Origin of the sequence: Nitrospira sp. MA-1 (assembly GCA_032139905.1) — a bacterium.
In the GTDB taxonomy this organism is placed as follows: domain Bacteria; phylum Nitrospirota; class Nitrospiria; order Nitrospirales; family UBA8639; genus Nitrospira_E.
In genome coordinates, this window is the sequence record JAQJDB010000006.1 from 412,655 (window position 1) to 438,529 (window position 25,875).

The window sequence follows — 25,875 nt, forward strand, 5'->3', positions numbered from 1 at the left end:
TTGAGATTGCTAGAGAATTTTCATGGCGGTTTTCACTTCCTGCATCGTCTCGTGCGCCACGTGAGAGGCGCGTTTTCGTCCTTCTTCGACCATTTCCTGCGTCTGTTCGGGATGTTGAAGGATGGTGGCCCGTTTGTCCCACATAGGTCCGTAGCGTTCCACCATGGCGTCGGCAACTTGTTGCTTACAATCGATGCATCCAATGGCGGCGGTGCGGCAATCCCGGTCGACCTGTTTGATGACGTCGGCAGATGAATAAATTTTGTGGAAGTCGAATACCGGACAGATATCGGGATTGCCCTTGTCGGTCCGGCGAACGCGTGCCGGATCCGTCACCATGGTTTTGAGCTTTTTTCGAACGACCGGCTCGGTATCGGAAAGATTGATCGTATTGCCGTAACTTTTGCTCATTTTTCGTCCGTCGGTACCCATGACTTTGGGAAACTGTGTGAGATGTTCCTTGGGCTCGGGAAACACGGGTGAATAGAGATTGTTGAATCGGCGTCCTATTTCCCGCGTGAGTTCTAGATGGGGAAGCTGATCCTTCCCGACCGGGACAATATCGGGTTTGTATAACAAAATGTCTGCAGCCTGTAGCACGGGATAGCCTAAAAACCCATAGGTGGAGAGATCTTTTTCTTTAATTTCGTCCTGTTTTTCCTTATAGGTAGGATTTCGCTCCAACCAGGGAACTGGCACAATCATAGAGAAAAGCAAGTGGAGAATAGCATGTTCGGGAATGCCGGATTGGACAAACACCGTCGCCCGATCCGGATCAATACCGGCTGCCAGCCAATCAATCAGTAATTCCTGTGTGAATTCTTTAATCCGGCTGGTGTCGGCATAATTCGTCGACATAGCATGCCAATCGGCCACAAAAAAATAACATTCATATTGGGTTTGTAGGGATTTCCAATTTTCCAGCGCCCCAAGAAGATTGCCTAAATGCATGAGCCCGCTTGGTTGCATGCCGCTGAGCACTCGTGTGGTCATAGTCAGTATTCCGGTTCGAGTTAAGTGATAAATGTAGGTAAAAAGAGGCGTTGAAATATCTGAAACACCATTCCGATAAAGCTGCTTATTATGGGGATATACGAATTCAGCATCAGGAGCCCCAAAATAAGAAACATCCCATAGGGTTCCAAGTGGTTTAAGACTTCCGCAGATTTGACCGGGAGAAGACTTCGGAGAACCCGGCTCCCATCCAAAGGGGGAACCGGCAGAAGATTGAAGGAAAATAACACGATATTAATAATCATGGAAGACAAGGCCATGGCCGTGAGGGGCACCAGGATCATTCCGAGAAGATCCCTTCGTGGTTCAACTCCTGGCTGGGGAGGCCAATTGGCCTGGATCGTAGGGTCCAGATAGAGGAACAGGGAGAGCAGCAGGCTGCTGACAATGGCCAAGAATAAATTCATGAGTGGTCCGGCAGCGGCCACAAACGCCATGTCCCGTCTGGGGTTATGGAGTTGTGCGGGATTGACCGGAACGGGTTTGGCCCAACCAAAGACGAACCCTCCCGGAATCAGGGATAACATCAGTGGCACAATGATGCTTCCATAGAGGTCGATGTGCGGTAGGGGGTTGACGGTGAGTCGTCCCAGGTTTTTGGCAGTCTGGTCTCCAAAGAAATTTGCGACCCACCCATGGGCGCATTCGTGTAAGACCACCGCGGCCATGAGTGGTACCAGCATGAAAGAGAGGTTATAGAGAAAAGAGGAAAGGGAATCCATGTCGCTTAGTTGAGTTGGGTAAACGCCTTATTGTTGACCTGGAGTAGATAGAGCCTCCGGTTCAGAATACCAGCCGAACTAAAAGAGGCAAATCCGCTCAACGCCGGCAAGTCAGAGCGTCGCACAAGTTGGTCCCAGATCCCCTGTCCGGATTGAGCGCCATGGCGGATCGTTTCCATAATCATGGTTGCCGCATCATAGGCTTGAAAGGCAAAGAGGGATGGTTCTTTTTGGAACTGACTGCGATACCGCTGAACAAACATCTGAATGTTGGGATCAGGGCTGTTTGGAAAAAACCCATCGACAAAAATATGGCCGTCCAGGTCATGTTTGGCCCACCGAAACAACTCAGGATTATGCCAGCTATTTCCCCCTAAAATCGGCACATTCATGTCATAAAAAGCCAGTTGTGCGGCAATAAGGGCTAAGTGCACGGGCTGGCCTGGGACAAATACGGCGTCGAAACCTGGGACATAGACTGCCCGATCCTCCCCGGTTCGGGTTTTTTCATTTTCGGTCGTGCCGTATGTGGCCAGATCTTTTTCCTTCAAGTGGCGTAATTGTTCACCAATATCGGTCTGGTCGTCGGCATACCCTTCAGAGGCAATAATTTCCCCGCCGGAGTGCAACACTTCCTTAGCAAACATATCAGCCATTTCACGTCCATACGCTGTTTTGGGATAAATAATGCCAAAGCGATGATATCCAAGCTTGAGAATGGCATATTCTACCAGGCGTTTGGCTTGGACGGATGAGGTCATGGCGGTACTAAACCAAAATGATCCAAACTGACGCACGTTCAAGAGTGTGGAAGAAGGGGTGACAAATGGGATGGCATTTTCATCAGGGAGTCGGCCGAGTTCCTGTATCTCACGGGATAACAAGGGGCCCACAACGGCAACCGGCTGAAATTCTTCAAGCATTTGTTGTATCTCGACGCGTAACGGGGCGGTGAGGGTCGTGGTGTCTTTGACGACCAGTCCAACCGAGGTCAGGCCCCATTGTTCCTTGGCGATTTCGAGGGCGAGACGAATGCCGTTTAACGAATCTGTGCCATAGTTTTTCATTGGACCGGAAAAAGGCAAGGCGGCGGCCACAATATGAGAGTGGAATTTGATTTTGCTGATAAATGATTGCAGGAGGGCCATCGCAGTTTGAGCATACGGGTGGGTGGGAAAACGTTTGAGAAATCCCCGGATGTCCCGTTCGGCCAGGACCTCATCTCCGTGGGCGGTATGCAGTTCAATCAACCTGATGGTCGCGATATCACCTGGATAGCGGGAGGCATAATTTTCCACCAGTTCCTGGAGGGCGGGTTCATCTAACTGTTGCAAAATCAGGGATTGAGCGAGGCCTTCTAATTCGAGTCGTTCTGTTTGATCGGCCAGACTCATTTCATTTAATAAAGCTTTTACGGCGCCCAGCGGATTGTGATTGGCTAACTCGGTTTGACGGATCAATTGAAATATTGACCGGCGTAGGTCGAGCTCAGTGGCATAGTCCAGTGCCTGATACAATTGATCCAGGGCAGGGCGATAGTCTTCTAACTCGATATAGAGCTCGGCCATCAAAACACGAGCGGGGTTCGTGGAACGCGAAAAGGGAAATTCTTCCAGGAGTTGCTTTAAAACTGTAAGGGCATCAGTCGGCTGGTGGTCGTGTTTTAGTGCGGTTGCTTGTAAAAGATAGGCCTCTTCCAGGATTTCTGGAGGAGGGAAGGAATCAATCAACTGTTCGAGAGTCGTGATGGCGGCTGCAGGATTATCTGCTTCCAGCTCCAATCTTGCCTGATCCAGAAGTGGGGAGGTGGAAGCTTGCTGGGCAAATGCCAGGTTGGTGCCTCCGCCCATGAAGGGCCACCATCCCTGGTCTAACAAGGATCCCAAGCTCCCCAGTACGAGAGACAATAGGATTCGTGGCAGATATTTGAATAAGACAGTCGTCAAAGGGAATTTACCTAAACGTTTTGGCAATGGACGGGAATGTCCGTATGGAAACAGCCTACACCCGAATAAATTTGTGAGTGGATTATTCAAGAGCAGAATACGGTGACGACAACACTTTTCTTGTTTAGTATATCAGGAAATTCTCTTACCAAAATAGAAGAACATGAGAAAATCTCCCGACCGGGACCAGGACCGGCGAGGTCATCAAAAAATTTGAAGTTCTTCCATAATCATAGATGAGGGTGACATCAAGGGCTGATGAGGGAATTCGTCGATCGCTATCTCACCATGTTGCAAGTAGAGCAGGGCTATGCCGTGAATACGGTTGAGAGCTATCGACGGGACCTCAGAAAGCTGGAGGGTTTTTTTCGAACACACGATATTGCCGATCCTACACATCTTTCCAAGCCGTTGTGGTTTCAATTCTTAAGCAGTTTGAAAGGCGAAGGCCTCTCCTCCTCCTCAATTGCCAGGTGCCTGGCTTCTGTCCGGGGATTTTATAAATCAATTGAGCGGGGAAAGGACGATCCGACTTTTGACGGCATGTTGAAAGGGACCCCAAGGCAATGGAGTCAATTGCCGAAATTGTTGTCCGAGGCGGAGGTGACCAGATTGCTCAATTTGCCTATCATGGCTACCAGGGAGGATTCTCGTGATGCCGCCATGGTGGAATTAATGTATGCCACGGGTCTTCGGGTGTCTGAACTCATCAATCTGGAAATGGCGCATCTCAATCTGGATGTCGGATTTTTACAGGCGACCGGTAAGCGGGACAAACAGCGAATCGTTCCGATCGGAGATAAGGCACGCCAATTGGTCTCGGCCTATTTGCAGTCTTCCCGCCCTGCCTTTGTCAAAAAGCGAACATCTTCGGCGTTATTTCTCACCAGGCTGGGTCGGGCCATGAGCCGGCAATGTTTTTGGAAAATCCTCAAGGATCGCACGGCTCGCGCAGGCATCACCAAGCCCATTTCGCCTCATATGCTCCGTCACTCGTTTGCCACGCATTTATTGGATCATGGGGCCGATCTTCGTTCGGTCCAAATGATGCTCGGCCATGCCAGCATTGCCACGACCCAAATCTATACCCATGTTGAGCAGGCCCGTCTCAAAAAGGTTCACGACCAATATTTTCCCCGAAAACAACGTACCAGGGTCATTGATGCTCCCAACGGCTCTGAGTCTTGAGCAGGGTTAACCTCCATGCAGTTTTTTCGTTATTATGCCAAGGCACGTAAGCTTTCCTCTATCCAAAAAGAATAGAGGGAACCTTTGAGTTTGTATTCCATAGGTTGGCATATAGATGGATCGTAGGTATCCAAATTTGCAATTGGAAAAAGGCCTGTGGCAGGCTAGCATCGAGTTTAATTTATAAAATTTGGAGGGGTTGGTTATGAAGTATCGGAAGCAGGTGCATTATGTGAAAGGGGTATTTGCCTGCCCCAAATGTCATCAACATTTTGTGCAAGAGAAGTGGTTGGAGGAGTTTCGGGTGCGGTGTCATAAGTGTGATTATCGAGGGGCATTAACCCATGTGTCGGTGGAAGAGCAAATAGACGAGGAAATTGAACGACGATAGACAAGATTGAATTCCTGGTAGATAGGTTCTTTAGGTGAATATAATCGGTGCCTTTCTTGCCATTCAATGCTCCTCATGAAGGTGTTTCGGGGAAGTATCCTTTGGGTGTCTGTGTTTGCCGTTGTTTGGTGGTGTGGGTGTGTGCAAGTTTTCGCTCAACCTTCATCTCCCCATACACCTCCGCAAGCTAGCCATGGGCTTCAGGTTTTAGTGACTTATCATTCCCTTTCCGGTCATACAGCCGAGATGGCCAAGGCCGTGAAAAAAGGTGCTGAATCGGTTAAGGGAACCACCGTACTCCTGAAAACCGTAGGACAGGTAACAGCCGATGAATTGTTTGGCAGCGATGCGGTCATAGTAGGTTCGCCTGTCTATTGGTCCAACATGTCGGGTGAAGTCAAATCTTTTTTTGACCGGTGGCAGTTTGAATTTGGCGTGTTTCCTGAATGGAAAATGCGCGATAAAGTGGGAGCGGCGTTTGCCACGGGTGGACAGGTATCCAGCGGGAAAGAGGTGACGATGTTGACCATCCTGGCAGCCATGCTCGGGAACAAAATGATTGTGGTGAGTGACGGAGGAGCGTTTGGCGCTTCAGCGACGACGGAAGGCGACAGCCCTGGGATTAATGATGTGGAGCGGGCCGATGCTTGGGGCTTGGGGAAGCGTGTGGCTGAAGTGGCGGGGATGATCAAGCGAGGACAGTCGCTTCCAGGTCAACCATGAAAGGCATTCAATGAGTACGTTGCCGGGAAGCACAGATGAAAAATGGGTCATTTATTGGGAGCGGGAGTATTCCACCGCCTTTGCCCCTGAACGACTTAAGCTTGATTTTCATCCCCATCGTCCGTTGATGACCAACATGCCCTTGTCTGAGCAGCGGGAGGTTGCGGCCAGCGGATATAAGGTCATCCCGGATGATTGTGGGCCGGTTCGCTTCGCAGGGCAATATGGGTGGTTGATTCGTTCGCCGGCGGATTGTCGTATTCGAAAAAAAGGGAGTGGATTTGAATGGCAGTCTCCGCCTATTCGACCGGAGGAGCAGCTTTTGGGCTACAAATCGTTTTCAGGAATGTATGTTGATACGATTTTGAATAGTGGATTCCCCAAGCTCTATTGCGGGATTCGTTTTTATTACCCCATGGAACTTGGCATGATGATGAAGGATCTTCCTAATCATTTTTATTATTTCCCAAAGCGGACCTTTTCCATCTGGGAAGGGATTAAAACGCAGGAATATAAAGTGACACCGGATGATTTTCTTCCTGGCTACGCAGCCTTTGTCACGAATTTTCTGATCCAATTGGATTCATCTACCGAGGAGCCTACCACGATATTGCGTGGGGATCCCATTGGTCTTGTCGTACCGGTTTTGCTCCCCAAGCATTTTACCTTACAAGAGTTGAAGCGCACCCCCTGATAGAACCTCAACGCTTAATGCACGCCCAATCTCCGGTCTGAGAACACCACTTTCCTTGCCCAGAAGATAGCCTAAATTCGAATAAAGATGTGGCGTGAATCATCTTGTATTCCGGTTTCAATTCTGTGCCGGGAACCTGCTTTGAGTGAAAGACACATGGGAGTCGTAATGGGGGAGATTGCAGAAGCCTGTCCACCGTTAATGAAATAATAGGATGGATGTGAACCTTGGTCAGCCTCAGAAGGATTTGATTATTCGCCAATGGCAGGAACTTGCTCAAGCCTGTCCAGATGGAGAAAGTCAGGCTCGCCTGGCGATGCTGTGGGACCACATCAGTCGATTCCCGGTCAGGCAGGCGGCGTCCGCCTATGCCGAGATTGAGACAGCATATTTTCTCGCACAAGCGGGTTTTTCAGTGGCATTTTTAGAGGCGTCTGGTGGGCGAACGGCGGACTTGGAGTGTTATGAAGGCACACATCGTTTTTTTGTGGAAGTCACGGTCATTCAATCGACCCAAGGGGCCACTCGGAAATCACCTGCCGTGCGTCTACAGCCTCATCAGATTTTAGAATCTTCTGATGAGTTTTTTGAACAGGCGTTAGTCAAACGGTTGTTGTCGCGTATGGCTGAAAAAGCCAGACAATTAGAACGGTATTGTGCCCCGGTGTTGCTAGCAGTCAGTGTGCCCGATTTACCATGGGGGAAAGGGCGTCCCCAGGACATCCCTCCCTTGGATCTTCAGCGATTAGCCGCGATGTTAGTTGGAGTGGTCGTGGATGTCCCTCAGTTCAGTGCTATCCTCCTGACTTTATGGAAAGCACCGGCGCAGGAATTACGCAATCCCATTCGTATTCGCCAGGTCACGTGGGTCACCCGACCACCAGGGAATCCACGCGATCCTCGAATTCGATTGTTGGCCGTGAACCCGGTTGCTCGATATCGCCTTAGTGCTCGAGAACTGAAGAGTATTCAGGAAGAGATGTGAACCCGAGTTGGGTAAAAGGATTGGGACAGGTGGGAGCGGTTAGGATGAAGGGAGTGACGCTTTGAGTGCTTCGAGGTTTTTAATGACGAGGAGATCGCCATTCTTGGTTGCCACGGTGATGCCTTCGGTGCATATGGTCTGGCACTTCTCAAATTCGCGTGTCTGGTGAAGTGATTGAGCCAGCGCAAAATAGGCAGCTGAATACCCGGGTTTCACCAGGATACATTGCTCCAGGGCGGGAATGGCCTCTTTCCAATTTTCGTCGCTCATGTAGGCTTTCCCCAGGCCGAACCACATGGTTTCGTCCTTTGGGTCCATTTGGAGTACTTTCTTAAATTGTTCGATCTTAGGATTGGCCATGGCGTAAATTCCAAGGAGATAAGATAATGACAGACAGTGAACGAAAACCAGCCTATCATGCGGGTGTATTCGTTGTCTAAGCCATTCCCCTATGCTAGGATCTTTTTTGTTTTTCCCTCCTGCCTGTCACTAGGCGCAGGGTTTATTGCCGGTATCGGTAATCAAGTTTTTCCCCTTTGCATGATTTCCTTTTCACGTTTGGGAGTTCTGTAGCATGGGACGTGTTGGATACGTTTCTCATCCGGCCTATGAGCTCCATGAGATGGGCAGAAGCCATCCGGAGTCCCCTGAGCGGCTTCGTGCGATACGCGCGCAATTAGAGCATTCGGGAACGTGGTCCCGGCTGCATCAGGTCGCACCACGACAGGCGGAGCGGAAATGGATTGAACTCGTCCATGATTCGTCCTATGTGGAGAGTCTTGAACGACGTTCTCCCTCAGATGGCTATGCCTCCCTGGATCCTGATACGTCGATGTGTCCGGGTACGATGGAGGCTGCCTATCTGGCAGTTGGCGCGGGGTTGGCGGCGGTGGATGCGATTATGAATGACGACATTGACCAGGCGTTTTGCGCCGTGCGGCCTCCCGGGCATCATGCCGAGGCGGATCGAGCGATGGGGTTTTGTTTCCTGAATACCATCGCGATTACCGCCCGTTATCTTCAGCAACAGTATGGCCTACAGAAGATCATGGTTGTGGATTGGGATGTGCATCATGGCAACGGCACCCAACAGGCCTTCTATGATGATCCTACCGTCCTGTTTTTTAGTACGCACCAGTCCCCGTTTTATCCCGGAACGGGTCAGGCGACGGAAACGGGAGAAGGTCAAGGAAAAGGTCTGACCATCAATGTTCCCCTCTCAGGAGGCCAGGGAGATGAGGAGTATCGGGAAATATTCCAGGAAATCCTGATTCCAGCCGCTGACCACTTTCAACCTGAATGCATTCTGATTTCTGCGGGGTTTGACGCTCATCGTGATGATCCGTTGGCGAGTATGAGCGTAACGGAGCAAGGCTATGCCGACATGACCACGATTGTCTCGAAGATTGCTAGGAAATTTGCCGGTGGACGAATCGTGGCATGTTTAGAGGGCGGTTATCAGCTCAAGGCATTGGCGCAATCGGTAGACCGCCATCTTCAATCTCTGTTGGATAATTAACGTGTTGAAATCAAAACGATCATGGAAAGCAAAAGCCTGGCTGTTGCTCCTGTTGGTGCTGGGGGCAGGGATCTATATCTTTTATACGGAAATTCGTCCCGTCGTTATTTTCGGATTACGGGAGGATTACGCGAAACCCATTCCCTATCAGCAGATTCCAGTGGGATTGCAGAGCTTAAAGGCGGAGGAATGTGGAAGTTGTCATGTCGAAATCTACGAAGAGTGGAAATCCAGTATTCATGCCCAAGCCTTTCATGATCCGTTTTTTCAAGCCTATTGGAAAAAAGATGACAATGTTTGGGTCTGTTTGAATTGCCATACGCCATTGGAGAATCAGCAACCGACTCTTATTCAAGACCTGCCCCGTGAACGAGTCGAAAAAGCCGTGCAAATTCCGAATTACCGGTACGATGCGGAATATCAACAAGAAGGTGTGACGTGCGCGGCCTGCCATGTTCGAGATGGGATGATTCTCGGGCCGTATGACGATTCGGCGGCGCCTCATCCCACAAAATTTGATCCATCCTTCAGAACGACCCAAGTCTGCTATCGCTGCCATAATGTCGTTTCGGGTCCCATGCAATTCTACAATGCGGGGCCTTGTGGCACCTATCCCGAGTATGAAGGCAAGTTTTTTATGAAGGAAAAGGGACTGATTTGTCAGAGTTGTCATATGCCTGAAGTCGAGCGGCCGGTTGCCAAGGATAGCCCTATTCGTTTCGGTCGCCGGCATCTCTGGCGGGGAGGCCATGATCCGGACATGGTCAAGCGAGCGGTCGCTGTCCAAGTTCAGGCAGAACCTCCCACCCCCCGACCTGGTGACGATGTCAAATTGACGCTGACGCTCATTAATGCAGGAGCTGGACACAAAATCCCGACCGGGGACCCTGATCGGTTCTTTACTGTTGAATTTACCGTGCGTGATCCGAACGGCACGGTGGTGCATGAGCAATCTGATACCATGGGCCGTTGGATCCTCTGGCAGCCGGTGATTGTGGAAGTCTTAGATAACCGACTATTACCGCTGGCCAGCCGGGATTATTCCTTTGAATATGAAATCCCGGAAAATGAAAAAGGGTGGATGGTTCAGGCGCGGATTCGGTATCATATTCAGACCGATAGTCAGAATCAGATGTTGAGAAATAAATATGGGCTGACGGGTGAAGATCCATATGTTTTTACGATCTATGAACGGGAGTTCCCATTGGATGCGACCCTGTCTGCGGCTTTACAGGATCAAGAACCCGATCCTCAGGTAGGGTGCATGGCACCATCCGATAGCCTTGTTCCTCATCATCCGGCAAATACCTCTTCACTTCATTCATAAAGGGAAAGCACTGTGGCTGAAAATTTTTTCATTGATACCGAATCATTAGCACAAAACCTGGGACGTGAAGGCTTAGTCATTATTGATGTGCGTGGACGCGGAGCGTATACCTCTCATATCCCCGGTGCGGTTCATAGCACCTGGCATGAGTACAGCGATCCATCGGCCGTGGCAAAGGGAGTCTTAGATCCTGACCTAGGAAGAATTGAACAGCGTCTTCGATCGCTGGGTATCAACCAGTCCAGTGACGTGGTCATTTATTGTAACCCTTTTGATAATTGGGGTGATGAGGGGCGCATGTTTTGGATGTTGACCTATTTGGGACATTCCAGCGTTCGAATTCTGGACGGTGGGTGGGTCAAGTGGACGGCAGAGCAGCGTCCCATTGACCATGAAGCGGTTCGACCAACGCTTGGTGATTTTACTGTCACGGCCAATCCGGAACTCATTGTGAATAAAGATGGGTTAAAAAAACTGCTCAAAACACCTCACCCGGATACCATAATTCTTGATGCCAGAAGCGTCGAGGAATATGCGGGGAAGGAGATCGATGGGTTGCCTCGGGCCGGTCATATTCCTTCTGCCATCAATATCCCGTGGAATCGGTTTTTACAACCGGATGCCACGGTGAAACCTCCCGAGCAGGTCAGGGAAATATTTGAAGATCACGGGCTACGGGACAATCAGGAAATCATGACGTATTGCCTGGGTGGCGTTCGGGCGGCTTGGGTGTTTTGTTTGCTTCGATACGTCGGGTTTCCACGGGTGAAAGTCTATCCAGGATCGTGGTGGGAATGGTCCCGGGATTTCGCGGCACCGGCGGAAAAAGACGTGAAGTTATTATTTCGGGTCACCAATCAGGATCAAATGAAATCATCTTGATCTTGTGTATGAGGAATGAGAGGATAACTTAATCTCTCAGTTCAATTTCTATTTACTTTTTCAAGGAGGTCAGGGATGAGAAAGCAAGTGGTTAAGAAGGCAATTGGCATCATCGCCATACTCGGGATTCTGGTTGCAGGGGCGTGGGGGTCTGTCGCGCTTGCAGGAGCCAACCCACATGTAGCTGAAGCGATTGCTCATGCCGAGGGTGCCGTGAAACATGGCGAGCAGGGACATGCTGATGCGTTGGTTGAGCATGCTCAAGAAGCTTTGACCCACGCCCAGGGTGCTCAAAAAGACGTGAAGAATCCTCATTTAGATGAAGGTGTTCACGAACTCATGGAAGCGGTGGAGCATGGCAAAGCTGGACATGCCGATGTCGGGACCAAGCATGCGAAAAGTGCAGTGATGCATTTGAAAGAGGTTAAGTAATCATAAAGGCTTAATCTGATAAAAAAGCGGGTAGAGTCCACCTCTGCCCGCTTTTTTTGTGGGGTGGTGATGTCAACGATCAGTGGAGGGTTTTTCCAATTTTCTCCTGTGTTTGCAGAAGTGCAACGCAATTTGGAGACAATCCTGAATGCCATCCATACCTTTGAGGGACAGCTTCTTGTGTTTCCCGAACTTGCCCTCTCGGGATATCAATTCATTTCCAAGGACGAAGTCCGGGAGCTGTCAGAAGATATTCCTTCTGGTCCCTCCATCAAAGCCTTGGAAGAGGCCATTCGAGGACGAGATCTGCATGTGGTGGTCGGGTTGGCTGAACGAGACCATGACCGGTTATTTAATTCGGCAGTACTGATTGGGCCCAAGGGGTATATCGGGACCTATCGGAAAACCCATTTGTTTTTTGAGGAAACTCTCTGGTTTGCTCCTGGAGATACGGGATTTCTTGTCTGGGATATTGGAAGGGCCAAGGTTGGTCTTCTAGTCTGTTTTGATTGGTTTTTTCCAGAAGCCGCAAGAAGTCTGGCCATCAAGGGCGCCGATATTCTTTGCCACCCCAGCAATTTGGTGTTGCCCTATTGCCCGGATGCCATGGTGACAAGATGTTTAGAAAACAGGGTGTTTGCCATAACAGCCAATCGAGTCGGCAGGGAACAGCGTGGGGAAAAACCGGCATTGCCATTTATTGGCATGAGTGAGATTGTGGCCCCCAATGGAAGAATTTTATGTCGATCTTCCCAAAAGAACGAGGAGCTTGGTCTGTATGAGATGGATGTGGCGGAAGCTCGGGACAAACGAATCAATCCCTATAATGATTTGCTCAAAGACCGACGTCCTGAATGGTATGTCTTATAAGCCGCAAGTTGCGGAATTTAAAGGCCAGGGCGGTGGCCTGGCTTGACATAACCGCGAGGATGACATAAATCCTGAAATAGGGGTGTAAACCCAAGAACCAGATTATGGTCAGGAAGAGCTTTAATCAAGAATGAATCGTTCTATTGGTAGGGATGAGGAGGATATTATGAACAGGTGGGTGGTCATTTCGATTGTGCTTCTGATGGGATTGTCCGGGTGTATGGTTTCGAAGTCGAAATATGAGGCTTCGGTGGCAGATATGGAGTCGGCCAAAGCGGAGTTGGAAAAAAGCCGGATGCATCAGGAAGCCCTTGAAGAACAAATACGCAATTTAAAGGGATTGAACGAGAAAGTTTCTACGGATTTAGAGACCATGACCACCGAGGTGCAACGGATTAAAGAAGGGCGAAAGAATGAGCACACCTTATTGGAAACACGTGAACGGGAGTTAGATCAGGAGAAAGAGCAACTCACCTCAAAATTGCGGGTGGTCGTGGACCAATATCAAAAAGTGAAAGCGCAAAATAAAGCTCTCAAAGAGACTGTGTTGCGCTATCAGAAGGAATTAAAAGATACCCGTGAGTCTTCCATCGGGATGGCTGCTGGCGCGATGAAGCCCTCGGAAAACCCAGATATGTCCAAAAGCGGAATTTCCCCGTCAGGGGCTAGTCCGATCGTTTCGTCCAAGCCACCCTCGGCCAAAATTGTGTCTTCTCCAACACTTCCCAAAATGGGAGGGGATTTAGTCAATATTAATAAGGCTCCCGTGAGTGACCTGGTGTTGACGCTAGGGTTAACCCGTGAAGTAGCCGAGGAAGTAGTTTCAAACCGGCCTTATCGGCTTCGTGGCGAACTTGTGGCGAAAAATATTATTCCCAAGGCCACATTTGACGGAATCAAGGACCGTATCACGGCTTCTCCGTAATAGGCCCAATTGGCGTGGTTGGTAAGGCCATAAACCCCACAAGATTGGCTTCAAGCTACGATGGGAGGGATTGTGGAATAAGTAGATACTGACTGGAGTCAGCATAGCATTCCTCAACAAGGGGAACTTCATCAACAGAGATGGAGTTCCCCATTTTTATGTGCCTGGTCTTATGACATTTTCGCAGTAGTGGAGCCATCCGTCAGGCAGCGATCTTCGATGATCTGGCCATCCTGCAGTTGAATCAGCCGGTCAGTTTGAAGGGAGAGTTTTTCGTTGTGGGTCACAATCACGAAGGCAGTCCCATGCGTGTGATTGAGTTTTCGTAAAAGCGCAAATAACTCATCACCGGTATGTGTATCGAGATTGCCTGTCGGTTCATCAGCCAACACCAGGTCAGGGTGCCGGATCAAGGCTCTAGCTACAGCGACACGTTGCTGCTCTCCTCCGGATAATTCCCCTGGTTTATGATGCAGGCGGTGAGAGAGTCCCACTTCAGACAGGAGAGATTTTGCCGCGTCCATGGCCTGCTGTTTGGGAATTTTTTGAATGAGCGCTGGAAGGTAGGTGTTTTCCAATGCGGTAAATTCCGGCAGAAGGTGATGAAATTGAAAGACAAATCCTATGGATCGATTCCGGAATCCCGCTAACGCCGTTTCGCTGACCCGGAACATATTCTTGCCTTCAAACAGGACCTCTCCGCTGGTCGGGCGATCCAATGTCCCCATAATATGGAGCAACGTACTTTTCCCTGCTCCTGATGCTCCGACAATCGACACCATTTCCTTTCGCGCTAAGGTCATGGTAATGCCGTTGAGGACATGCACCGTTTGCTTGCCCATCTGAAATGAGCGACAAAGATTGTCAATGGAGACCAATGGCACTTGGGGAGTGAACTCTGGGGCGATGGGGTTATTCATAACGTAGTGCGCTGACTGGATCTAGCTTCGCCGCTTGCCATGAGGGATAGAACGTGGCGGCAAAACTGATGAGGATGGCCGAAGTGGCGACCAACAGCACATCCAAGGGCAGGATATGAACGGGAATTCGGGATATGTAATAGACGGAAGCGTCGAAGGTCCAATAATTCTGAATGAGCCACAAAAAGGTATAGCCGAGAGGGACCCCGATGCCTGTTCCCACGATACCGATCACCAAGCCGTTTAGCATGAAAATCCGCATGATGGCTCCTGGCGTGGCGCCCATGGCTTTGAGGATGGCAATTTCACGTTGTTTCTCGTTGACGATCATCGTCAAGGTTCCCACGATATTGAACGACGCGACCAGGGTGATTAAGACGAGCAGAAGAAACATCATGGTCTTTTCGAGTTTCAATGCCGAAAACAAATTGCGATTTAATTGCATCCAATCACGGGCAATGAAGGTGGAACCGAGTGTGGCTTCCAGGCGTTGGGCAATCTGCTGCGCCAAAAATACATCGTTGACTTTGACTTGAATCCCTGTCACCGTTTCACCGAGATTGAAAAATTTCTGGGCTTCTTCCAGGCTGATATACGATAACGACGAATCATATTCGAACATGCCGGATTCGAACACACCGACAACGGCATAGGGTCGAATCTTCGGTGTCATGGTTAACGAAGTCATGGGGCCGACAGGGGACACGACGTTGATGGTATCGCCGATAAACACGCCAAGCCGAAAGGCCAGCTCCTTGCCCAAAATAATTCCGGGAGGATTGGAGGGCGCAGGAGTGGGATTGTCCTGGTCAGAATTGGGAGATGTCGATGTGAGTGGAGTAACTGGGCGAGTCAGGTCAGCCAAATCCCCGAATTTCATGTTCGTTTGTAAATCGGTCACGAGTGTTTCCTGCGAGGGCTGAATGCCTCGAAGGATGATCCCCTGCACGGCTGTTTTGGAGGTGACGAGCACTTGTTTGAAAATAAACGGGGCAGCCGCTACTACATCGGGGACAGCTTCAATCTGACCGACCAGGTCCGCATAGCCTTTCATGTCATTGCTGCCACGTTCCTGGACGATCACATGCGCGGTCGTGCCAAGAATTTTCGATTGGAGATCCTCCTTAAAGCCGGTCATGATGCCAAGCGTGCCAATGAGTGCTGCGACACCAAGAGTGATCCCGGTGATGGAGATAAACGTGTTCAGCGAAATCGTTCGTTGCCGACGCTTGGCCCGAAGATACCGCAGCCCGACTAATATCTCATACGGGAGAGTCACAAAGGCCGATCCGGTCGAAGTTGCGGAAAGAGAATGACATCGCGGATCGAGGCCTGATTGGTGAGGAGCATGACGAGTCGATCAATCCCGATACCTTCCCCTGCGGTGGGAGGCATGCCATATTCAAGGGCTCGGATAAAGTCCTCGTCCAGATAATGGGCTTCGTCGTCTCCCGCATCCCGCAGGGCCACCTGGGCTTCAAATCGTTGTCGCTGGTCTAACGGATCGTTTAACTCCGAAAATCCATTCGCTAATTCCCGTCCACCGATAAAGAGTTCAAAGCGGTCTGTCAGGGCCGGGTTGGATTCTTTTTTTCTGGCCAAGGGGGAAATTTCGATAGGGAAATCGGTAATGAATGTTGGTTGAATCAATGTTGGCTCGACAGTGGCTTCAAAGAGGTTGACGAGAATGTCGACGTGGCTGGCTTTCGGAGCACAATCAACACCTAACCGTTTTGCCGCGTCCACGGCTTTCTTGTGGTCGGACAAGACCTCAGGGTCTAACTGGTTGACCTCTACGATCGAGTCCAAATAGGGGAGGCGACGCCAGGGGGGCGCCAGGGAAATGCTTTGCCCCTGGTAATCTACCGTCGGACCTCCGCATACTTCCAGACTTAAGGTGTGAAACAACTGTTCGGTCAGGTCCATCAGATCATGATAATCCGCATAGGCCTGATAAAATTCCAACATGGTAAATTCCGGATTATGTATGGTGGAAATGCCTTCATTGCGGAAATTTCGGTTAACTTCAAAGACGCGCCGGAATCCCCCGACAATGAGGCGCTTGAGGTATAACTCGGGTGCCACACGCAAATATAAGTCCACGTCGAGGGTATTATGATGAGTCACAAACGGGCGTGCTGTGGCTCCGCCAGGGATGGAATGCATCATCGGCGTTTCCACTTCGAGATATTCCCGTTCCGTGAGGAACGAACGAATGGTATTGATGATTCGACTGCGCGTGCGGAATACCTGGTGCACCGATGGATTGGCAATCAAATCCACATAGCGTTGCCGATACCGGGTTTCGATGTCGGTGAGTCCATGCCATTTTTCCGGAAGAGGCCGCAGTCCTTTCGTGAGAAAGGTGAGTGTATGCACTTCCACCGTGAGTTCGTCGGTTTTGGTTCGGAATAACTTGCCTTCCACTCCGATCCAATCCCCTAAATCAAAGGTCTGCGAAAGTTCGTAGGACTGATCCCCAAGCAGATCTTTCTTAAGATAGACCTGGAGACGATGGCCTTCTTCCTGTAAGGCCGTGAAGGCGGCTTTGCCAAAACGACGCATGGCCACAATGCGTCCGGCCACCGTGCACGAAATCGGGGTCCCTTCAAGCTCTTCTTTGGTCAAGTCCGAATACGATTGAAGAATGGTCTCAAGCGTGTGGGTGGTGGGAAAACGTGTACCAAAGGGACGGAGGCCACCATCCTGAAGAGCGTGGAGTTTTTCCAGCCGTTGTTGTCGTTGTTCGTTTAATTCTTCCATAACTTACATGGCTCTACTGATTCATGAAGGTGAACATTCTCTTATATTCCTCTGGTGAGGTTCGACCACTCTTATGTTAAGGAAACGGCCAAATGATTGAAATATTTAACAACCCCTCGATGGTTGTCTAGCCAGCCTATGGAGCGCGAATATGTTCGGTGATGAATCATGAAGGCCGAGTATCGGACGTGGATGCTGTTAATTGGCCGGCATGTGTGAAGCTTTCGAGGCCTTCATCGTTAAGTACGCTTCAATGAAAGAGTCCAGCGCTCCATCCATGACCGCAGCGACATTGCCTGACTCATGGTTGGTCCGGTGGTCCTTGACCATTTGATACGGTTGGAACACATACGAGCGAATTTGGCTACCCCAGGCAATATCTTTCTTCTCCCCGACAATATTTTGAAATTCAGCGTCCTTCTTTTGTTGTTCCAGCTCATACAGCTTGGCTTTTAACACCCGCATGGCGCCAATCCGGTTTTGCAATTGCGACCGTTCATTTTGGCATTGCACCACGGTTCCTGTGGGAAGATGGGTCATGCGAATAGCCGTTTCCACCTTGTTCACATTTTGCCCGCCTGCCCCGCCCGCGCGAAAGGTATCGATTTTCAAATCCTTATCGTCAATTTCAATTTCAATATCGTCGTCCAATTCCGGATAAACCCCCACTGCGGCGAACGAGGTATGTCGACGCTTGTTGGCGTCAAAGGGGGAGATCCGAACCAGCCGGTGCACGCCAGCCTCTGAATGCAGGTATCCATAGGCCAATGGACCGCCAATGGCCAAGGTTACGCTTTTGATCCCCGCTTCATCGCCTGGTTGCAGATCGATGGTTTCCACTTTGTATCCGCGTTCCTGTGCCCATCGAAGATACATGCGCATGAGCATCTGTGCCCAGTCCTGGGATTCGGTTCCCCCTGCTCCGGGATTAATGCTGAGAATGGCATTATTCTGGTCATGTTCGTCCGATAACAGTTGTTCCAAGCGCCAGGCTTCCAGCGTGGCCTCAATGTCTTTAATGCCCTTGCTCCACTCGGCTTCCAGTTCCGGATCGCCCTGTTGGCCAATCAGATCAAGAATGGCGAGAAGGTCATCCCGTTGCTGGTCGAGTTGGTGAAGGCGTGCGAGTTGGCGTTCGATCTCGGATTGACGTCGTCCGGCTTTGGCGGCCTGACGGGGGTTGTTCCAAAAATCCGGTTGGGAGGTCTCCCGCTCGAGTTCTTCCAGTTCAGTTGTTAGCCGGGGAACGTCAAAGATACCTCCGGAATTCCAGAATGGTGTCGTTGATTTTTTCCATTCGAATGCGAATATCTTCGAGCATGGGCAGCACTCCTCTCGTGGCTATATCGGTGAAGACCGTGGTTTGCGCGTGGAAAGCGGTGTGGTAAACCGACACCAAGTAAACAAAATACCAGCCATTATAACACAACCCCAACTAAAGACATCCCCAAATTGCGTATAAAAGGTGGGTGATGAGGAACGGAGTGGCACTAATCCCATCACCGCCTGTTCTGAGAAAATTGATGTCTGGGAAAGGATGAGTCCGTCCGGGGCAATGAAGCCGGAAATGCCGGTATTGGCTGATCTGGCAAAGGCCAAATGATTTTCCACGGCACGAAAGACGACCATGCCGAAATGTTGATACGGCGCAGCAGAATCCCCGAACCAGGCATCATTGGTAATGGTGACGAGGAAATTGGCACCCTCCTGGGCCATCCGGCGAACCAGATCAGGAAAAATCACCTCGAAACAAATAGCCACTCCGAATCTCGGACCACTGTCGGGGGGCACCGTTGGGACTTGCATGGTCATGACTCCCTGGCCGGATTTGAAGTCGCCGATCCCCACCACGAGCTTATCCAGAAAAAAGAGAATTGACCGCAAGGGAATGTATTCCCCAAAGGGCACCAGATGCCGCTTATCATACCGGTCTGAGACCCGACCTTCAGCCGTCACCAGAAAGGCACTGTTATACAAATACGGCCGGCCGTCTTGTTGAAATCGAAGCGTGGGGCTGCCAAATAGCAATGAGCTGTGCGTATCTTTTGCAATATCAAGGACCTGGCTCTGATAGGCGGGTTCCCGCTCGAAGAGAAACGGTGTGGCCGCTTCCGGCCAAATGAGCAGATCGGTATTCTTTCCGGCTTGTTGGCTGAGCGAGGTGTAGCGTCGGAGTGTCTCATCCCGGTAGGCCTCGTTCCATTTGACGGCTTGATCAATATTGGCTTGGACCAACCCAATCGACAGCGTGCGTGCCGAGGCGTCAAGGTTGGCTTGTTCCTGCATCCGCCAGGCTCCATAGGCCAAAACGAGACTCAGCGCGCAGCCAAAGCCTGCTACGGACGCCCAGGGTCCGGGAAGGGGCAAGCCACGTGTTTTGGCGTAAATCCACAAGAGGAGGGAGGTTAGCGCAACATTTCCCATGACGAGTAAAAATGACACGCCATAGACTCCCGTCACGTCGGCAAATTGAATAACCGCAAGCCATTGGTATTGGGAATAGCCCAAGAGCGCCCAGGGAAACCCGCTTAACGCATAGGTTCGCACAAATTCCAAGGCGACCCACAAGGCGGGGGCTCCCAGCCACAAGAGGTTGGGACACGTGCGTTGGAACTTGGCATATCCCCAGCCATAGATGCCCATGTATAGGCCAAGATAAGCAGCCAAAAGGAGCATCAACAGGGCACTTACGATGAACGGCACTTGACCAAATTGATGCATGGCCGTGATGACCCATGTCACGGTTCCCGCAAAGGCGATGGTTCCCGACAGCCATCCGTAAAGCAACGCCCGTCTTGGCGGGAGGTCATGAATGATCATGTGGAGGGGAATCAACACCAACCAGGCCAGCCAACCGAGATCAAAGGGCGGGAAGCTCAGAGGATGAAGGATACCGATGAAGGCGAGAGCGAAAAAAAGGGCCCCTGCCCTGCGAGACGGAAAGGAAAAAGGTGGAATGGTCTGCCCCACGTCAAAAGGGACCCACGGTGGTTTTCAGGGGCGAGCCCTGCTGTCGTATCAGGTGCGGCCGTATGGTCAATCCGGAATAATACCCAGGAATCAGTAGAGATTTCGGCTGGAAAGGGAAGAAGTAATGATAACAGTCGAACTGATGAACACGATTCAGGGCTACAAGAACGCCAAATGGGACATACCGTTCACCTCGCATGAACGGCCCTAGGAACGACTAGACGGCTTTTTGGACCAATCCGGACCGCAGGCAACGGGTGCAGACCTTGATGCGTTGAGCGGCACCTTTCACCAGTGCACGTACCGTTCGCAGATTTGGGCGAAAAATTCTTTTTGTCCGATTATTCGCGTGGCTGACATTATTTCCCACTAAGCGGTTTTTTCCGCACACGTCACATGAAAAAGCCATGGTCTTCTCCCTGGATATTTAAAATGACCGAATTGTCGATTAGAGTCTGTTTGTTACCACAGGTGCCATTGTACACACAAGCCCCTGACAATCAAAGCAGTTCTTATGTTGGAAAATAGAGGCGAACGATTCTACCATTACCTCATGTAAGGAGGAATGGTATCTGGGAGACTGGGTGGAATGGAAAAAAAGTGCGGACATCCCACCACGGATCGAAACATAACCCCATAAAATTCGACTATCTTTGCAGAGACTGGTCGTGACCTATTCAGTCCGCCAAGTTTCACCACCTACGGTTAGATTAAGAGGGAATGGCCGCACGGGTCTGTCATGCTTACGATGGACATTTGATCTCCGTGAGATCAAGAGCCACGGTCGGGTCTAAAAATCCGATTTTCATCCATGGGAAATCGGGGTACAAACTATTTACATTATTATCTACATCCTCATAGGAGAGGTGCGCGGAATATTGAATGGTTGCCGTGTTGTCCTTATCCGACTCCGGTGATTTGGCATAATCGATATTCAGGGAATAGGGTTTCAAAGCGCTGTCCCAACTGTTAGAGACTTTCTTTTCCTCTATCCAACCCCCGTCACTTTTTGTTCTGAACCACGCAAGGGCAAGAGACGCCTGTTTGAGATGCTCTTTGTCCTTCTCTTTTATCTTTATATCCCAGTGTCCACCTAAGTTTCCAATCGTGAGTATTTTTAACTGAAATGAATAGGTACAATTCGCGTTCGTTCCCAGTTGCAATTTTGTCTCCCGGTGCGCTGCGGCTTTGGCGGTATATTGTAAGTTTGAGTCAGCGGAAGGTGTTATCGCGGCCCAAATATGGGGCCCCGTTTGATCACCCGCATTAGGGGAGGCATTATTGTATCCAATTTTAGGTACCCAGGTTGATGTGGCATTTTCCCAATGTGTAAAGGGGCTGACTCCGAATCTCCCAAGTCCTTTTCCGAATCCCCCGGATGTGGCAAGGGGAGAATAGGTGAAGTAGCCGTAGGGATAGCCCAGATTGGCATACAAGTAATACTGAAAACACGGGCCACGTGGATTCCCAAGATGGGTACAGGTGACCGGAGATGCATCATCGGCGATCCCGTAGCGCAGACTTACAGCGTAATTGCTCCCTTCAGTTAGGGCTTTCTTCCCTTTGTCGATAAAGGTGATCGCAAAGTTGGTCCCCTTGTCACTATCCTTCGTGAACGTGATGTCAAAGGTCAAAGGATCAATGGTGACATAATTGCCATCGAAAGCCAGCCGTCCCCAATTGGTAATAAACTTAGAGTCGTTTGCAGTAGAGTTCCATCCCACAAACTCAATTGGTTTGCCCGCGTCGGCCTGAGCAATCAATGTGTTTCCTTGCTTGACGACATATTGGCCATTAGCCCCACGCAAGTAACCTAGAGCATTTTTGTCTGCTGAAAGTCCGGTATATTCAAATGTAAACGTCTCCCATGCGCCTAAAGTCCGACTATTCGCCATCACGACATCTTTTTTCTTTGATACGAATGTGATTTGGTTAAAATTCCGATCTCTCAAGACTACGTTGACCGTTTGATTTGGCAATAATTGGACACGCTTGGGACCAGTCACCTCATAACGACCCAAGGGCACATTGCGGAAATCATACCGAATAAGTCGGTACTCATTATTGTGTCCCATAATGGTTGAAGTATCGCCGGACTCCTTCCAGTTGATATATCGAAGTCCCGCAAACTGGCTGGCCGTGCCCGTGCCAGAACTATTGTAGGGTTGTCCCTTGATCGTGATGGTGTTGGTTTTTTCATCGACCGTAAATCGGTCTGGTGTATATTCTGACGTCCCAACGGTTCCTGTCCCAGCCCATCCAATCGTTTCCGTAGGTCCTGGGGTTTGTATTCCGGGAGGCAGCAAATGGTAGGCCAGATATAGGGAGCCATCCTTCTCTTTCGCGCCACGGGCGCTGACGCACAGTCCTACTGATCCCACTTCTCCCGAATTCAGGCTAATGGTAGAGACGGCGAGTTGATAACTGGAGCTACCATAATATTTGTTGGCTATGGCTGGATGCTTTTTCCAAGGCGTTGGCTTCCCTTGATATCCGGCTAGGGATGTAATGATGAACCGCTCGGGCCCTGCATTCGCAAGCGCCCAGACTTTGGCCATCTGTAACCCTGAGGGACAATCGGCAATCGTGGGGAGGAGGGGGGGAGGTACAAACGGCCCGGAATAGGTGAAGTCAAGTTCGAATCCCGTTTGGTTTTGATCATTGGCTGACAAAACCCTGGCCGTCAGAGCTCCCTGGGGTGGGGCGTTTGGATCAGGGGAAGCATTAACCGAAGAGAGACTACTCCTTCCTAGAACGCGATGCGAGATGAAATCCACCCGTTGCAAAATAAGGCTGGTGCTATTCTCCCATATTAACCCTAGGTCTGAGGTGCTGGCGTTTGTGGCGTTAAAGGCGTCCCGCGCAATGGCATAGTTGGTTCCCAGTACTACCGTTTGCTCCACAACTTCCCGGAAGGATTCAAATTGGTCCAAGATATTCTTTAAATAGTTCAGGTACTGAGATTTGATGGATGAGTTCTCCAATGGTACCGGTAGAACATGGGCACAGTTCACGTACAAATTCAAGCCCTTCGATTGCAGCAGGACATATCTCATAAACATTGACTCTATCCATTGGTAGTACTCGTATGCGTTTGTGGAATTAGAACCCAAGGACTCTTGGACTTGATTGGCCATGAGTTGAAGGAGTCCTACGTTGAAAGGACCGGCCTCGGTCATATGGCTACCGATGGTGGTCAACCAGATATCGATGTTCCCTGAATAGCCAAGAGTACTGCTCCCATTTAATAGGGTCTGACACGTACTGGTGATATAGCTGCGTTCTGCGTGCGTGATATTTTTCATCGACATATTTTGATATTTGGTTAAAAGTTGATCACGAGAAAGGCTATTGATAGCCGATTCAGCAGTCACCAGATCCGCAGCCTCCACCGCTTCCTGAATTTTGGTGGTATCGATGGCCAGTTCTTTTTCCAACTTCCCAATTGCCGTGATGATTTCACCATCAAGGGTAATGAGGTGGTTGAGTTTCTGGTTGACTATCTCCAGCTGATTGTCAATATAGTCAAATTCGGCCGCATCAGGGTCGATCAGCATCGCGAATAAATACCCCGCGACGCTCCCACCATAATATTTATCGATGTATGAGGAATCAAAACCGGTATACAAAGCCGAAAATAAGGTATCGACGGCGCCGGCAATATCAAACACGATCCCAATATCGAGCCCCTCACCTTCTTGGGCATAGGCGGTTCCCATGGTAATACTGTTCTGCGCCTCCTCGGCCGCAAGGGTTCGGTCTATGTGACCATCATACGTCACCGCTACCATCATCAAGGCCACAACACCCGTAACGATGGCTTTCCCGAGAGAATGCCAAACACGCTTTGTTGGTGATGGGATCATGGGACACCTCCTTGTGTTCTTTTTGGCAGAGTGGCTGAGTGATGGCTAATCGAGTGTTCAATAACAAAAGCTCAGTGCCATTCTGCTGATGAGCGATCGCGGATGATTTTTCCGGACTTCATGCACCGCTAGTCTGGGAAGTCTTCAGTCCCAATGTTTGGTGTGAAAATAATTTCAGGTTAATCGTGATACAGAAAAAGTGCAACTTATTTCCTGCAGTAGTATTTATTTTTGAGATTTTATGAATACGCTGCACCTGCACATGAATACATGCAAAAGGAAGAAGGGAGTATTTAGAGCCATTTGATTCTCTTTCTATTTCAAATTATCCTGTGTGCCATTGTTTAGTTGTTCTCTGAGAAGGAGGTATGTACATGAATCGATTCGCAATGCTGTTATCCATGTTGTTGCTCTTGGCCTACACCTCGTTGGCAATGGGCGATGACGAAGTCTTATTTTATGTGCACAATAAAACCTCAACTCCAGTGTATGCGACGCTTTGGGAAGAAACGGGCATACATGTGAATGACCAGGAAATTCAGCCTGGTGCAGAGCCGAAAGTTTTTACTCACAAACAAGTGGTGCCGCCTTTCGGCAGAGATACCAAGGATTTTCATCTATTAATCACTCTGCAAAAAGGGCAAACCATGCCTGATAGTCACAATGCGTGCTTTGGCCATGTCGATGTGATCACCGAAGTCGCCGCGTTCGGATCTGAAAAGCATAATTTAACCGCGAAGGTGGAGTCTGTGAAAAATTGTTTCAAGACGGTGCAAAACACCTGTTCGGTCATCACGGAATACTACGATGATTACGATGTGTCGCATGTCGTGACGATCATTGAAGCCGGCGAGTCAAAATTGGAATGTCCCAAATGACATGTCTATGGAGAGGGAACGGTTGATGGCTCATCGAGCCTTACGGATCATGATCCATACGTAATCCAGAGGGCCATCCCATGATCTTGCATTTACCGACCATCTACTATCCGAAGAAGAGCGCGATCACACGTACTTTACGAAATCTGACTGGTGGGTTCGTCATTCTCGTATCCGTCATTCTTGTGTCCCTAATTATGACTGATGGCAATGCGAGGGCAGATCTCACTGAATACATCTATTTTAGAGAATTCAGTTTCGGAGGGGATCTCGGTATGGTGACCACGACCCTCACGTTCTTTGCCGACCCAGACAAGGAGACATCCCCTATCCCGGATTTCACCGACAGTCGTTTGAATTTTTCCTGGAACATTCGTCGGAATCAAACCATGCCGGGAATTGATATCACGCCTGCTCCATGTTCATCGGGCTGTCAGTTCGATCTCACCGACCCCACATCGGATGCTAATTTAAATTTCAGCCTTGGCTCCGGTACTATCTACACGATAGGCGCGCAAAAAATAATCCTTACGGAACTAAGAATAGGTCCAACAGAAGGGAATAGGCCGCTCCTGTTTCTGGGGAATCCTGACCTGCGCCCACCTCTACAGACCTCAGCCCTCGGTACCAAAGGGCGTTGGACAGCGATACCTGCTGGTTCGTTGCCAGGATCAAGTTCGCAGCCCATTCCTGAACCTGATACGGCGTGGTTGATGCTCACGGGACTCTTTGGCTTTGGAACCTATGTCTACTGGAGCCGATCTATCCGTCGCCTTTTCAAGAAAACATGGTGAAAAACCTGCAAGTTACTTAGAAGTTCTAGCTGGTTCCGGGACTTTCATCTTTAAAAGAAATGCAGA

Annotated in this window: 24 protein-coding genes; 13 read left to right on the forward strand and 11 right to left on the reverse strand. The window is 49.9% G+C overall.

Translation table 11 applies throughout. The annotated features are described in order from the left end of the window. Positions 1 to 9 precede the first annotated feature (9 nt). Genes trpS through PJI16_09405 form a run of 3 tightly spaced genes read right to left on the reverse strand, consistent with a single transcriptional unit; the run spans position 10 to position 3,682 of the window. Positions 10 to 993, reverse strand: coding sequence for a tryptophan--tRNA ligase (gene trpS / locus PJI16_09395; protein MDT3777767.1), 984 nt, complete (start codon positions 991 to 993; stop codon positions 10 to 12). Positions 994 to 1,013: 20 nt separating this feature from the next. Next, the gene (locus PJI16_09400; protein ID MDT3777768.1) at positions 1,014 to 1,697 is read right to left on the reverse strand and encodes a site-2 protease family protein; all 684 of its coding nucleotides are present in this window, start codon (positions 1,695 to 1,697) and stop codon (positions 1,014 to 1,016) included. 44 nt (positions 1,698 to 1,741) lie between these two features. Continuing rightward, on the reverse strand, positions 1,742 to 3,682 hold the full coding sequence (locus PJI16_09405) for an ABC transporter substrate-binding protein (GenBank protein ID MDT3777769.1): 1,941 nt from the start codon (positions 3,680 to 3,682) through the stop codon (positions 1,742 to 1,744). A gap of 258 nt (positions 3,683 to 3,940) precedes the next feature. Between PJI16_09405 and xerD the strand changes: the two genes are divergently transcribed. The 5 genes from xerD (at position 3,941) to PJI16_09430 (ending at position 7,663) form a co-directional block, all read left to right on the forward strand. Then, positions 3,941 to 4,870, forward strand: coding sequence for a site-specific tyrosine recombinase XerD (gene xerD, locus PJI16_09410; protein MDT3777770.1), 930 nt, complete (start codon positions 3,941 to 3,943; stop codon positions 4,868 to 4,870). 205 nt (positions 4,871 to 5,075) lie between these two features. Next, positions 5,076 to 5,261: a hypothetical protein gene (locus PJI16_09415; GenBank protein MDT3777771.1), complete on the forward strand. Its 186-nt coding sequence runs from the start codon at positions 5,076 to 5,078 to the stop codon at positions 5,259 to 5,261. A gap of 105 nt (positions 5,262 to 5,366) precedes the next feature. After that, positions 5,367 to 5,984, forward strand: a complete 618-nt coding sequence (locus PJI16_09420; protein ID MDT3777772.1) for a flavodoxin family protein — start codon at positions 5,367 to 5,369, stop codon at positions 5,982 to 5,984. A gap of 10 nt (positions 5,985 to 5,994) precedes the next feature. Further along, positions 5,995 to 6,678: a hypothetical protein gene (locus tag PJI16_09425; GenBank protein ID MDT3777773.1), complete on the forward strand. Its 684-nt coding sequence runs from the start codon at positions 5,995 to 5,997 to the stop codon at positions 6,676 to 6,678. A gap of 214 nt (positions 6,679 to 6,892) precedes the next feature. After that, positions 6,893 to 7,663, forward strand: a complete 771-nt coding sequence (locus PJI16_09430; protein ID MDT3777774.1) for a hypothetical protein — start codon at positions 6,893 to 6,895, stop codon at positions 7,661 to 7,663. Positions 7,664 to 7,702: 39 nt separating this feature from the next. Here the strand turns inward: PJI16_09430 and PJI16_09435 are convergent, their stop codons facing one another. Continuing rightward, positions 7,703 to 8,023, reverse strand: coding sequence for a hypothetical protein (locus tag PJI16_09435; protein MDT3777775.1), 321 nt, complete (start codon positions 8,021 to 8,023; stop codon positions 7,703 to 7,705). A 214-nt stretch (positions 8,024 to 8,237) separates the two neighbouring features. Here PJI16_09435 and PJI16_09440 point away from each other — a divergent pair, with 214 nt between their 5' ends. The 6 genes from PJI16_09440 (at position 8,238) to PJI16_09465 (ending at position 13,618) form a co-directional block, all read left to right on the forward strand. Continuing rightward, a complete protein-coding gene (locus PJI16_09440) occupies positions 8,238 to 9,182 on the forward strand; it encodes a histone deacetylase (protein ID MDT3777776.1) in 945 nt (314 codons plus the stop codon). Position 9,183: 1 nt separating this feature from the next. Then, complete coding sequence (locus PJI16_09445; protein MDT3777777.1) at positions 9,184 to 10,509, forward strand: multiheme c-type cytochrome; 1,326 nt, start codon at positions 9,184 to 9,186, stop codon at positions 10,507 to 10,509. A gap of 12 nt (positions 10,510 to 10,521) precedes the next feature. Further along, positions 10,522 to 11,391, forward strand: a complete 870-nt coding sequence (locus PJI16_09450) for a sulfurtransferase (GenBank protein MDT3777778.1) — start codon at positions 10,522 to 10,524, stop codon at positions 11,389 to 11,391. Between the two features lie 75 nt (positions 11,392 to 11,466). Further along, positions 11,467 to 11,823, forward strand: a complete 357-nt coding sequence (smbP, locus tag PJI16_09455) for a small metal-binding protein SmbP (protein MDT3777779.1) — start codon at positions 11,467 to 11,469, stop codon at positions 11,821 to 11,823. A gap of 69 nt (positions 11,824 to 11,892) precedes the next feature. Next, positions 11,893 to 12,693 carry an acyltransferase gene (locus PJI16_09460; GenBank protein MDT3777780.1) on the forward strand — a complete coding sequence of 267 codons (801 nt, stop codon included), beginning with the start codon at positions 11,893 to 11,895 and terminating at the stop codon, positions 12,691 to 12,693. 166 nt (positions 12,694 to 12,859) lie between these two features. Next, the gene (locus PJI16_09465) at positions 12,860 to 13,618 is read left to right on the forward strand and encodes a helix-hairpin-helix domain-containing protein (protein ID MDT3777781.1); all 759 of its coding nucleotides are present in this window, start codon (positions 12,860 to 12,862) and stop codon (positions 13,616 to 13,618) included. A gap of 170 nt (positions 13,619 to 13,788) precedes the next feature. Here the strand turns inward: PJI16_09465 and PJI16_09470 are convergent, their stop codons facing one another. The 7 genes from PJI16_09470 to PJI16_09500 all read right to left on the reverse strand — a co-directional run bounded on the left by PJI16_09470 (position 13,789) and on the right by PJI16_09500 (position 24,137). Next, positions 13,789 to 14,538 (reverse strand): ABC transporter ATP-binding protein, encoded by a 750-nt coding sequence (locus PJI16_09470; protein ID MDT3777782.1) that lies wholly within the window; start codon positions 14,536 to 14,538, stop codon positions 13,789 to 13,791. Next, on the reverse strand, positions 14,531 to 15,817 hold the full coding sequence (locus PJI16_09475) for an ABC transporter permease (protein ID MDT3777783.1): 1,287 nt from the start codon (positions 15,815 to 15,817) through the stop codon (positions 14,531 to 14,533). Before PJI16_09475 ends, PJI16_09470 begins: the two co-directional genes overlap by 8 nt. Continuing rightward, positions 15,814 to 17,301 (reverse strand): lysine--tRNA ligase, encoded by a 1,488-nt coding sequence (lysS, locus tag PJI16_09480; GenBank protein MDT3777784.1) that lies wholly within the window; start codon positions 17,299 to 17,301, stop codon positions 15,814 to 15,816. Before lysS ends, PJI16_09475 begins: the two co-directional genes overlap by 4 nt. A gap of 198 nt (positions 17,302 to 17,499) precedes the next feature. Further along, positions 17,500 to 18,622 (reverse strand): peptide chain release factor 2 gene (prfB, locus tag PJI16_09485; protein MDT3777785.1). Its coding sequence is split into 2 segments (ribosomal slippage): positions 17,500 to 18,561 and positions 18,563 to 18,622, totalling 1,122 coding nucleotides; the frame shifts between segments, so codons are not numbered across the junction. Positions 18,623 to 18,642: 20 nt separating this feature from the next. Further along, positions 18,643 to 20,271: an apolipoprotein N-acyltransferase gene (gene lnt / locus PJI16_09490; protein ID MDT3777786.1), complete on the reverse strand. Its 1,629-nt coding sequence runs from the start codon at positions 20,269 to 20,271 to the stop codon at positions 18,643 to 18,645. Between the two features lie 217 nt (positions 20,272 to 20,488). Next, entirely contained in the window at positions 20,489 to 20,680 is a 192-nt protein-coding gene (gene rpmB / locus PJI16_09495; GenBank protein MDT3777787.1) for a 50S ribosomal protein L28, read from the reverse strand. 334 nt (positions 20,681 to 21,014) lie between these two features. After that, positions 21,015 to 24,137, reverse strand: coding sequence for a hypothetical protein (locus tag PJI16_09500; GenBank protein MDT3777788.1), 3,123 nt, complete (start codon positions 24,135 to 24,137; stop codon positions 21,015 to 21,017). 374 nt (positions 24,138 to 24,511) lie between these two features. On the opposite strand from PJI16_09500, the gene PJI16_09505 reads away from it, so the two are divergent. Further along, on the forward strand, positions 24,512 to 25,015 hold the full coding sequence (locus tag PJI16_09505) for a hypothetical protein (protein MDT3777789.1): 504 nt from the start codon (positions 24,512 to 24,514) through the stop codon (positions 25,013 to 25,015). A gap of 80 nt (positions 25,016 to 25,095) precedes the next feature. Next, positions 25,096 to 25,809: a hypothetical protein gene (locus PJI16_09510; GenBank protein MDT3777790.1), complete on the forward strand. Its 714-nt coding sequence runs from the start codon at positions 25,096 to 25,098 to the stop codon at positions 25,807 to 25,809. Positions 25,810 to 25,875: the final 66 nt, after the last annotated feature.